The following is an 11,598-nucleotide window of genomic DNA, read 5'->3' as shown; positions in this document are numbered from 1 at the left end:
TGCTAATCAAAATGTGATGTCATTTGCAGCAAATGTCATGACTACAATTCCATTGTCGCATATTAATGATATTGCTGTATTGCCGTCGTTGGTGGTGAAATATCCGTCTTTGTATTCGTAATTGTCGGATAACCACTGAAAACAACTTCTTTCAAAAATAACATTCTCGAAAAAACATTCTGTCTTAATCAATGTATTGTTGCTGTTGTCAATCCAATATACTATCTGTGCAGCATCGTGATATTTAATAAAATAAAGAAAATCAATATTTTCCGTATGTTCAATATGATGTGTTTCGCTACCCATGAAAACTTCAATGTCTTCTGAAGATCCATTTCGGTTAATATAAGGTTCTTTGAAGTCGAGAGGAGGGATGTTGACAGTCAATGTTTGTGTTTCATGTTTGTTGTCAAGTATGATGTCGCATGAGCCTTCAAACAGAGCCGTTATTGTCCCATAGTCGTCAACTGTTGCTATGCTGTCGTTCGTACTGTGATATTCTATTTGATGAATAGAATAGGCATAGATAGAATGAGATTCTCCTATTTTCAAGGTTATGTGGTCGTATGATAAAGAAATACTGTTGTCATCAGTATTTTTACAACTTGTTGACAACAGTATTATTAGTGACAGTATAATGAAAATTTTATTTTTTAACAAATTTGTTGTCCGATTCCAATGTTTGATAGAAAATGCGAATATCTTCATAACTATTTGTGTTATAGTGTTTACCTATAATAAAACTTGCATTTTCAACCTCTGCTGCATCAAGAAGAAGGTAATACGTCACTTCGTCGATATATACGGTATCTTGTGTGCTTATGGTGTCAACAATTGTAAGAGTGTCATAAGGATAATACTTTTCCAAAAGGAATTTGTCAAGCATATAATCCATATAATTTTTAATGTACAGGTCGGAAAGATAATATTTGTCATTATGGAAGAAATAATCCATTTGCCAAACACTGTATGTGTAACCCGGAAGTTCACCACCGTAAATATATATGGAATCGCCAATATTGACTCTCGGCAATCCGTGATGAATTTCAACATCTGTTGTCGAACATCCGAAAGTAAGTAAAGGCTCTTCAAACAAGGAAACGTTAACGTTTATGTAGATAGATTCATATCCGTTGCTTACAGTTATCGTTGTTTTGCCCACATTGATACATGTTATGATACCGTTGCTGTCAACTGTTGCAACGAGTTCATCGGCGGATGTATAGGTGATTGGTTGTTCTGATTGGGCTTTGATAATATATCTTTCTTTCAATACAAGATTCAACTCCGATGGAGTGATACATGTCATTTTTGTATTGATTGGCTCTTTTTTACAACTATATAATAATGTTGCTACAACAAGTAATAATAAATAAATTTTTCTCATCTTGTTAAATTTTATTTATGCAAAGATATAAAAAAATTTGATATAAAAAATAAAAAACATAAATTTGCACTTTTGAAAAAGAAATTAAAGATTTATTAAATAAAAACGTAAGAATATGATAAACAATAACTTCATTAAAAGACACAACGGACCGAGGGAAGCAGATGTTAAAAAAATGCTTGAAGTCATAGGAGTAAAGTCGGAAGAGCAACTTATCGATGAGATAATATCTAAGGATATCAGACTTCCTCATGACCTCAATATTGGTAAAGGAATGAATGAATACGAGTTTACCAATCACCTCAAAGCTGTGGGAGCCAAGAACAAGATATACCGTTCATATATAGGAATGGGTTATTACAACACCATTACTCCCGGAGTCATTACTCGTAACGTGCTTGAGAATCCGGGTTGGTACACTTCATATACACCTTATCAGGCTGAAGTGTCGCAGGGTCGTCTTGAGGCGTTGCTCAACTTCCAGACTGTTATTTGTGATATGACAGCCATGCCTCTTGCCAATGCTTCCTTGCTCGATGAGGCTACTGCAGCAGCTGAGGCGATGATAATGTTTTTCAATAGCCGCAGCCGTGCCCAGATGAAGGCGGGTATCAATAAATTCTTCGTGGCAGATAATCTTTTCCCTCAGACTGTTGAAGTTATCAAGACAAGAGCTCATTTCCTTAATATAGATGTTGTTGTAGGCGATGTCAACAAATTTAATGATAATGGAGAGTATTTCGGTATTATAGTACAGTGTCCTGACCAGTATGGTCGTGTCATTGATTATGGCGATGCTGTCAAGGCATGGAAAGAGAAAGGTTTACAGGTTGCTGTAGCTGCCGACTTGTTGAGTCTCGCACTCATAACACCTCCCGGAGAATGGGGCGCCGATGTGGTGCTCGGTTCAACACAACGTTTTGGTCTTCCGATGTCATTTGGCGGTCCTCATGCAGGATTCTTCGCTACAACGGAGTCATATAAACGTAACATGCCGGGGCGTATCATAGGTATTTCTAAAGACGCTCTCGGTAACCCCGCTTATCGTCTCGCACTGCAGACTCGTGAACAACATATTAAACGCGAAAAGGCAACATCTAATATATGTACAGCTCAGGCTTTGCTCGCCATCATGTCAGGCTTTTACGCCATTTATCATGGCGCCGATGGCATTAGAGAAATAGCTCGACATATCAATATCCTTACCTGTGTTTTGAATGAGGAGATGTCTAGATATGGCGTAAAACAACTTAATGACTACTTCTTCGACACTCTCTATTTCGAACTGCCTGATAATTATTGTACATGCAAACTCAATGAAATCGCTTTGCAGCACAAGATGAATTTCCGAATCATTGACAAACGTCATTTTGGCATTAGTCTTGACGAGACTACTTCTCTTAAAGATGTAAATGAGATTGTCGCTGTGGTTTGCGAGCTTATGGGCGTGTCGCATGAGGACTTCGTTTGCAACCCTGATGTATGTCGCGAGATGAATGGAATACAACCTTCTATGCGTCGTACTTCTTCATATCTTACCGCTCCGGTATTCTCTAAATATCGCAGTGAAACCGACATGATGCGTTATATGAAGAAATTGGAAAACCGCGACCTCAGTCTTAACCGTACCATGATACCTCTCGGTTCTTGTACGATGAAACTGAATCCTGCAACATCTATGTTTGCACTCAGTTGGCCTGAGTTTGCCAACATACATCCTTTTGTCCCTGCCGACCAGGTGGAAGGTTATCTTGAACTTATCAATGAGTTGGAAAAAGACCTTTGCGAGATAACCGGCTTCAAAGGTATGTCATTCATGCCTAATTCAGGAGCAAGCGGCGAATATGCCGGTCTTCTTACTATACGTCGTTATCAGGAGGCTAATGGACAAGGACAACGTGATATTTGTCTCATCCCTGCTTCTGCTCACGGGACTAATCCGGCATCTGCCGCTATGGCAGGCATGCAGGTTGTTGTGGTGAAATGCGACGATAATGGCAATATTGATCTCGACGATGCCAAGGCTAAGGCTGAACAGTATAAAGATACACTATCGGCTTTCATGGTCACTTATCCTTCAACACACGGAATCTATGAAGATGGCATCCGTACCTTGATGAAGATTGTTCATGACAACGGTGGTCAGGTGTATATGGATGGTGCCAACATGAATGCCCAGGTAGGACTTACCTGTCCAGGCTTTATTGGCGCCGACGTATGTCACCTTAATCTACACAAGACTTTCGCCATACCTCACGGAGGTGGCGGTCCCGGCGTCGGCCCTATTGGTGTGGCAGAACATCTCGTTCCTTTCCTGCCTTCTCATGTGTGCTTCAAGACTGGCGGTGAGAAACAAATGGGTGCGGTGTCTGCTGCTCCGTTTGGTAGTGCTCATATACTTACAATATCTTATTGCTATATTAAGATGCTCGGTGGCGAAGGCCTTAAAAAAGCTACAATAGGCGCTATCGTTAATGCTAACTATTTGAAGGATAGATTGAAGGAATATTATCCTATTCTTTATACGGGCAACAAAGGTCATGTGGCTCATGAGATGATACTCGATATCAACGGTATTGACAAGACTACCGGTATTGCTGCCATAGATATTGCCAAACGTCTTATGGATTATGGCTTCCACGCTCCTACAGTGGCTTTCCCTGTACATGATACTCTTATGGTGGAGCCAACAGAGAGTGAACCTCTTGCCGAACTCGACCGCTTCGTTGACGCAATGATTAACATACGCCGCGAAATAGCTGATATTGAAGAAGGCAAGGCTCCTAAAGGCGATAATATCATTACTCACTCTCCTTATACTGCCGAGATGCTTATGGCTGATGAATGGAAGTTCCCGTTTACCCGCCAAGAGGCCGGCATGCCTTTAAAAAGCGATGTTCAGGATAAATATTTCCCTTATGTGACACGTATTGACGATGCTTGGGGTGATAGAAACCTCGTTTGTAGAATACAAGACTGATAAAGTTTTGTTGTGATTATAATTTAGAAGGTGTGTCAGATTGAAAGATTTGGCACACTTTTTTGCTTTTTTAATATATTTTTTCTGATGTGTTGATGGCAAAATATTTGTTGTATTTTGTTATGTTTGACATGTTTTTTTGTCATTGTGTCAGGTGTTTTAACTTCAAAAACAATATTTTATCTGAAAGTAATGAAATTTTTTAAAAAATATAAAAAAATGTTTGATTAATAAAATTATTCTTATATTTGCAGCAAACTATGATTCTTTTTATAATCGGAGAATCTTAATATTGAGGATGTGAAGTGGAAAATTTCTGGATGTTAATGTTTGTCGAAATGGGACAGACGTTTACGGAGTGTACATGAAATTTTGGGATAAGTTGCATAGTTTAGATGAATTGTTAAAAACATAATTGAAAATCTCATATTCTTTTTGTTTAATGCAGAATTGTAAGTAACAGTTGTTTGTGAATTGAAAATCAGAGATTAATAATTGCGAAATGACGTTATAAGGCTTTAATGGCAAGTCGTGTATGATTATGATAACAACTCAATGGCAGCATTTTTATAGTTCTTTTAGGGAATGTATGTGTTACGATACTTTTCAATGAGATGGAAAGAGTAAGAAAATGACGGTGATGAATACAACTATAATAATAGAAATATAAACAGGTAAAAAAACTAACCATAAAACGAAAAAATATGAAAAAAGGATTATTATTGATGTTAAGCATTATTTTAATGCTTACGATGTGTAAGAAGAAAGAAGAAATAACGACGCAGGGTTTGCCTGTAGTAACGACGCATGAAGTCATGGAAATAGGAATATCGTCGGCGATATGCGGAGGAGAAGTGACTGATGACGGAGGAGCGGAGGTGACGGCAAGAGGAATGTGTTGGAGCACTAATCCGGACCCGACGATAACGGATTCGTTTACGACGGACGGGAGTGGATTGGGAAGTTTTACGAGTAACATTACTGAACTTGATGCAGGTACCGTATATTACGTAAGGGCGTATGCGACAAACAGCAATGGAACATCTTATGGCATACAGAAAATTTTTACTACCAAAGACCAATTTGGTGTATATGATTTTGTGGATTTAGGATTGCCGAGCGGATCGAAGTGGGCTACATGCAATGTTGGGGCAAATTCTCCAACAGAATATGGCAATTATTACGCATGGGGAGAAATTGAACCCAAAGAAAGCTATACTGAAGAAAACTGTCTTACATTGGAACTGGAAATGGAAGATATAAGTGGAAATCCTCAGTATGATGCAGCAAGAGCTAATTGGGGAGGGGGATGGAGAATACCTACTCAGGAAGAACTTGATGAATTGATAGAAGAATGTGAATGGGAATGGACGAATGAAGGTGGAAATGACGGTTATAGGGTAACCGGACCAAACGGAAACAGTATTTTTCTACCTGCTGCGGGTAATCGATACAAGACGATGCTTTACGGTGCAGGCACGAGCGGCTTGTATTGGGGATCTACACCGGACGCAAACAGTATTCAGAATGCATACTGTATCAATTTTCTCATAAATTATTTTGACTCTGATTGTAGCAGACGCTACTATGGTCGCTCCGTGCGCCCTGTCTCAGGAATGTATATAACAACAAAAGGTGTTACAGGAATTACTGAAACATCTGCGTTATGTGGAGGTAATGTGGCTGATGACGGTGGGGCTGCTGTGACAGCAAAAGGAATATGCTGGAGCACAAGCGAAAATCCTACAATATCGGATTCACATACTACAGACGGGAGTGGAACAGGAAGTTTTACGAGTAATATGACAGGTCTTACTATGGGAACTACATATTATGTAAGGGCCTATGCGACAAATATCGACGGGACATCGTATGGAAGACAGAAACGTTTTACCACTAACGGACAAATCAACGGATACGACTTTGTGGACTTGGGATTGTCAAGCGGGTTGAAGTGGGCGACATGTAATGTGGGGGCAAATTCCCCTAAAGAATATGGTAATTATTATGCATGGGGTGAAGTTGAAACCAAAGAAGATTATAATCCGGGAAACTGCATTACATACTGGCAGGAGATTGGAAATATAAGTGGAAATCCTCAGTATGATGCAGCGAGAGCCAACTGGGGTAGTACATGGCGAGTGCCTACTCGAGAGGAATTTGGCGAGTTGGTAGAAGAATGTGAATGGGAATGGACGAATGAAGGTGGAAATAATGGCTATAGGGTAACCGGAGCAAACGGAAACAGTATCTTTCTACCTGCTGCTGGTTTATATAGCAGGAAGTTGTTATACCAGGCAAATTCTTATGGTTATTATTGGAGTTCTTTGCCGGACGAGAGCAATACTTTGTCCGCGTACTGTCTTATGTTTTACAGTAAATATTACAATAATAGTTATAATGACCGCAGTTGCGGGGTCTCCGTGCGTGCTGTCTCGGATTAAAAGCGTAGTGTGTTGTAATTATGATTTATTTGTCGGGCGGCATCTGAAAGCCGCCCGATATTATATTGGTTAATATATGTTCGAAATAAAAAATATCAATATATAAAAATTGTAAGATTTGAAGAAACAATAAAATGATAAAGTCAGGATGTTTTTATGGTACAAAAAGCATTTGACATGTTTTTGTCATTGTGTCAGGAGTTTTAACTTCAAAAACAATATTTTATCTGAAAGTAATGAAATAAAATTTTATTTTCAATATATAATAAAGGATTTGAAAAATTTCATCTGACAATAAAAAGAAGAACAATTATTATAGAAATAAAAGAGAGTGGTTCAAAATACGACCACTCTCTAATTAAATATATTTAATATCAATTATTTAGCAAGAAATGGATATCCATATTCAGTGGCAGGCACGAAAGTCTCTTTTATGGCTCTCGGGTTGGTCCATCTGATGAGATTCCACAAACCGCCGGCTTTGTCGTTGGTGCCGGAAGCTCTTGCACCGCCGAAAGGCTGACATCCTACAACGGCACCTGTGGGTTTGTCGTTGATATAGAAGTTGCCGGCAGCATATTTGAGTTTGCGGTCTGCCAACTGCAAGGCTTTGAGGTCGTATGCGAATATGGCTCCTGTCAATGCGTATGGTGAAGTGCTGTCGCATAGTTCAAGAGTTGCTTCGTAGTCTTTGTCATCATATACATAAATGGTGATGATAGGTCCGAAGATTTCTTCTGCCATAGACTCGTATTTCGGATTCTTTGTCAATATTACAGTGGGTTCCACGAAATACCCAACCGATTTGTCGCATTTGCCGCCGAATATAACTTCTGCTTCATCGGACGCCTTGGCTCTGTCGATATAACCTTTGCAATTGTCGAATGACACCTCGTCGATTACGGCATTGACATAGTTGGTGAAGTCGCAAACGTCGCCCATCTTGATGGTACTCAACATTTCTCCAATAATCACCTTTATGTCGTTCCACAATGATTTAGGCAGATATGCACGTGAGGCGGCGGAACATTTCTGACCTTGATATTCAAAGGCACCGCGTACTATGGCACATGCCACCTCGCGAGGATTGGCAGAACTGTGTGCGAAAATGAAGTCTTTGCCTCCAGTTTCTCCGACGAGACGCGGATAGGCCTTGTATTTGTTGATATTCATGCCTACACCTTTCCACAATCCCTGGAATGTGCCTGTTGAACCGGTGAAATGTATTCCCGCCAGGTTAGGGTTGTCGAGGGCTGTGGCGCCTATCAAAGAACCCTTGCCGGGTAAGAAGTTGACAACGCCGGCAGGAAGACCTGCTTCCATGGCGATTCTCATGATGTGGTAGTTCGATAACAGTGATGTCGTCGATGGCTTCCAGATGGTGGTGTTGCCCATTAATGCCGGTGTCATGTTGAGATTGGAGGCTATCGAGGTGAAATTGAAAGGTGTCACTGCCATGATGAAACCTTCTAAAGGACGGTATTCCACTCTGTTGAGTTGATCAGGTGTTGAACTAGGCTGTTCGGAATATAAAATACCTGCATAATAGTTGTTGAAACGATAAAAGTCTATTGTCTCGCATGCTGAGTCAATTTCTGCCTGGAAAGCGTTCTTGCTTTGTCCCAACATGCAGGCAGCGTTGATTCTTGCACGATATTTTGTCGCAAGCAACTGTCCTATGCGAGCCATTATTGATGCTCTCTCAATCCAAGGAGTGTTTTCCCATTCGCGCTTGGCTTCAAGAGCAGCTTCTATCGCCATGTTGATTTCTTTCTCTCCGGCTTTGTGATATCTTGCCACTACATGTTTGTGGTTGTGAGGCATGACTACTTCTCCCATGTCGCCGGTACGTACTTCCTGTCCTCCTATTATAAGAGGTATTTCAACGACTTCAGCTGATTGTTTTGCAAGCTCTTTCTCCAAAGCAATACGCTCGGGACTGCCCGGTCTGTATTCTTTTACAGGTTCATTGGCAGGTTTGGCAAATTGAAATAATGCGTTGTTCATATTCTGTCTTTTTCTATCAAGTTATTTTACAGCGACAAAGTTAAGCTTTTTTTTGCATCTTTACAACTCTTTCCATATTTTTTTGACAAAAACATATATATGTTTTACTTATTATTGAATGTGTTCTTTTATTATATCCTGTTCGACAAATATTAAAAATAATTGACATCAAAATGTTTTTTTAATAGTTTTGCATGCTTAACGTATGTTGATGAACGAAAAAGAACTGTTGTCAGACAATATCATATCCTATGTTACAAAACGTAATTGGGATAAATTGAAGCCTTCAATTGAGGGCAAATTAATGTCAGGAGCCAATAAGTGTCTGTCGAAAAGGTCTGTTATACCTTTTGAATATCTTATGTGCCGCGACAATGTTCCTTTTGTGAAATCTTTCGTCTCTTTGGTTCATGCGCAACAATGGAAAATATGCGACGTGATGTTTACTCTTGTCAATAATATTCTTGCTGAGAAAGGCATGTCGCAGAAACCTCATGTAATACGTTTTCTATCTACGATAAAATTTTCTTATATTTCTGATTTAAAGGTTCGACTGCCTGATGATGAGATTGACATACTTGGTGTTTTGTATCAGAGCCTGATGTTTGAAGGTGAACGTAATGTCAAAGGCGCATATTATACACCTTATTATATAACGTATAATATGACAAAAGGTCTGGATTTTTCTTCCGGACAGACAATATTAGATCCTTGTTGCGGTAGCGGTGCTTTTTTCTTCCCATTGCATGATGTGCAGCCGGAACAGATATTTGGCTTGGACAACGATCCTGTAGCTGTAATGTTGGCAAAGACAAATCTTATTTTGAAATATCCGGATGTAATTTTCGACCCTCAGATATTTTGTTTTGATTATTTAAAAGATGATGTTATAAGAGAGAAAAAATTTACTTATATAGTGAGCAACCCGCCATGGGGAGCTGTGACAGATGTCAGGTATTTTGATACCGGCATTTCTTCAAAAGAGATTTTTATTCATTTTTTCATAAAGTCATTTCATCATCTTGAGAATAATGGATTGCTGCGTTTCCTGATGCCTAATGCAGTACTTAATGTGCGTTATCACAAAGAATTGCGTCGTTTCATGCTTGAAAATGGCAACCTCTCGAATATCTTTTTCTATAATGGCAATTTTTCCGGTGTGATGACAAAATATGTCGATGTGACTTTGAAAAATATGCCTTCGGAAGAATTTGTCTCTGTGTCTGATAAAGAAAAAATACAGCTCATCTCAAAAAGACATTTTTACGGATATCCTAATTTTGTTTTTAATGTGTTAAGCTCTGTCGATCGTGAAATTATTGATAAAATCAAAGATAAAGGTCAGCTGTCGCTCGAAAAGAGTGAATGGGCGTTGGGCATAGTGACAGGCGACAATAAACATAAACTGAAAGATGTAAGAGAAGATGGCTTTGAACCGGTTTTTACCGGTAAAGAAATATCAAAATATGTCTTGATGCCTTGTAAAAAATTTTTGTTGTATCAGCGGGATTCTTTTCAGCAAGTTGCAAAAGATGAGTACTACAGGGCAAATGAGAAACTTGTATATAAGTTTATTTCCAAACGGTTGGTTTTTGCTTATGACAATAACAGAAGACTTTTTTTGAATAGTGCCAATATACTTATTCCTCATGTCGATGGCATGTCGGTAAAAACTGTAATGGCATTTTTGAACTCCGAGGTGATGCAGTATTATTATTCGTCTTTGTTTGGTGATGTCAAAGTGTTGAAATGCAATCTTTTGGAGTTGCCGTTTCCATTGATGACAAAATCTTTGGATAATAAAATTGTGAAACTTGTAGATAATGTTGTCTCTGGTGATTTTTCAGCAATACAAAGGATTCAAAACATAATATACAATGTATATGGCTTAACGCCTTCTCAAAGAAGATATATACATAACAGCAATATGAGAAACAAACTGTTATGATGATCAATGCAGTCGTTTTATGGCGGTCAGGAAATGGGAATACTTTCCCGTTTCTCTGTTGAAGATACCTGTTTGGTCGAAAAAATCTATTCGTATTTTCCCGGAAGAATGTATTATTTCATTATTGGAAAGCAATATGCCGGTGTGAACTATGTTGTGATCTTCATTTTCGAAGAAGGCGAGGTCGCCAGGCTGAGATTCTTGAGCAAAATAAATTAAATTGCCATGTTTGATCTGTTGGGAAGCATCGCGTGGCAGCATATAACCCGCCGTTTTGGCACATAATTGCGTGAATCCGGAACAATCCATTCCGAAAACAGTCTTTCCTCCCCAACGATAGGGAGTGTTTAATAGTTTTCTTGCATTGGTTATCAATATATCAGGACAAAACACATCAGGAATAGTCTCGGTATCTTCTGTTTCTTCGTTGATCACAGTGCCGAAACTCAATGTCAATCCTTTATATTTGGATATTGGCTCTTTTATTATGTGGATTGCTGAAGATTTGAGTACATTATATTCTTCATCGGTGATACTTTTGTGCTGCAGTCTTCTGATCCATCCTTCATATCCGTCATCATTAATCCTGATTTTTAACCATTCTTTTGTTATGTCAACGATTTCATATATCTCATTGAATAGAAGTTCTGTAACAAGTTCACTTTCATGTGATTTGTCTTTTCTTACCGGAATGACTGATAATGAACATATTCCATGAATTGTCTCACTCATGATATCTTTTTTTGTCTATAATTGGATTTATTAGCGAAGATACAAAAAAAATACTTATTTTAGCAAACTGTTTGACGTAATTTTTTATAATTGACGTTGT

General features: G+C 38.8%; 7 protein-coding genes. 3 read left to right on the top strand and 4 right to left on the bottom strand.

Going from position 1 to position 11,598, the window contains the following annotated elements:
* Positions 1 to 6: 6 nt before the first annotated feature.
* Together ACZOVS_RS06135 and ACZOVS_RS06130 are read right to left on the bottom strand one after the other, a co-directional pair.
* Positions 7 to 615 carry an Ig-like domain-containing protein gene (locus ACZOVS_RS06135; protein WP_483996351.1) on the bottom strand — a complete coding sequence of 203 codons (609 nt, stop codon included), beginning with the start codon at positions 613 to 615 and terminating at the stop codon, positions 7 to 9.
* Between the two features lie 31 nt (positions 616 to 646).
* Positions 647 to 1,387, bottom strand: coding sequence for an Ig-like domain-containing protein (locus ACZOVS_RS06130; RefSeq protein WP_483996350.1), 741 nt, complete (start codon positions 1,385 to 1,387; stop codon positions 647 to 649).
* Between the two features lie 115 nt (positions 1,388 to 1,502).
* Here ACZOVS_RS06130 and gcvP point away from each other — a divergent pair, with 115 nt between their 5' ends.
* Both gcvP and ACZOVS_RS06120 read left to right on the top strand, forming a co-directional pair.
* Complete coding sequence (gcvP, locus tag ACZOVS_RS06125; RefSeq protein ID WP_483996349.1) at positions 1,503 to 4,367, top strand: aminomethyl-transferring glycine dehydrogenase; 2,865 nt, start codon at positions 1,503 to 1,505, stop codon at positions 4,365 to 4,367.
* Positions 4,368 to 5,071: 704 nt separating this feature from the next.
* The gene (locus ACZOVS_RS06120) at positions 5,072 to 6,811 is read left to right on the top strand and encodes a hypothetical protein (protein ID WP_483996348.1); all 1,740 of its coding nucleotides are present in this window, start codon (positions 5,072 to 5,074) and stop codon (positions 6,809 to 6,811) included.
* 378 nt (positions 6,812 to 7,189) lie between these two features.
* Here ACZOVS_RS06120 and pruA read toward each other — a convergent pair whose 3' ends face one another.
* Positions 7,190 to 8,818 carry an L-glutamate gamma-semialdehyde dehydrogenase gene (gene pruA, locus ACZOVS_RS06115; RefSeq protein WP_483996347.1) on the bottom strand — a complete coding sequence of 543 codons (1,629 nt, stop codon included), beginning with the start codon at positions 8,816 to 8,818 and terminating at the stop codon, positions 7,190 to 7,192.
* 211 nt (positions 8,819 to 9,029) lie between these two features.
* On the opposite strand from pruA, the gene ACZOVS_RS06110 reads away from it, so the two are divergent.
* Entirely contained in the window at positions 9,030 to 10,766 is a 1,737-nt protein-coding gene (locus tag ACZOVS_RS06110) for an N-6 DNA methylase family protein (RefSeq protein ID WP_483996346.1), read from the top strand.
* A 3-nt stretch (positions 10,767 to 10,769) separates the two neighbouring features.
* On the opposite strand, the gene ACZOVS_RS06105 is transcribed toward ACZOVS_RS06110, so the two are convergent.
* Complete coding sequence (locus ACZOVS_RS06105; RefSeq protein WP_483996345.1) at positions 10,770 to 11,498, bottom strand: C40 family peptidase; 729 nt, start codon at positions 11,496 to 11,498, stop codon at positions 10,770 to 10,772.
* Positions 11,499 to 11,598: the final 100 nt, after the last annotated feature.

Source organism: Candidatus Limimorpha avicola (genome assembly GCF_056978975.1).
The sequence above is the reverse complement of the archived record's forward strand: the minus strand, read 5'-3'. Positions and strand labels throughout refer to the sequence as shown.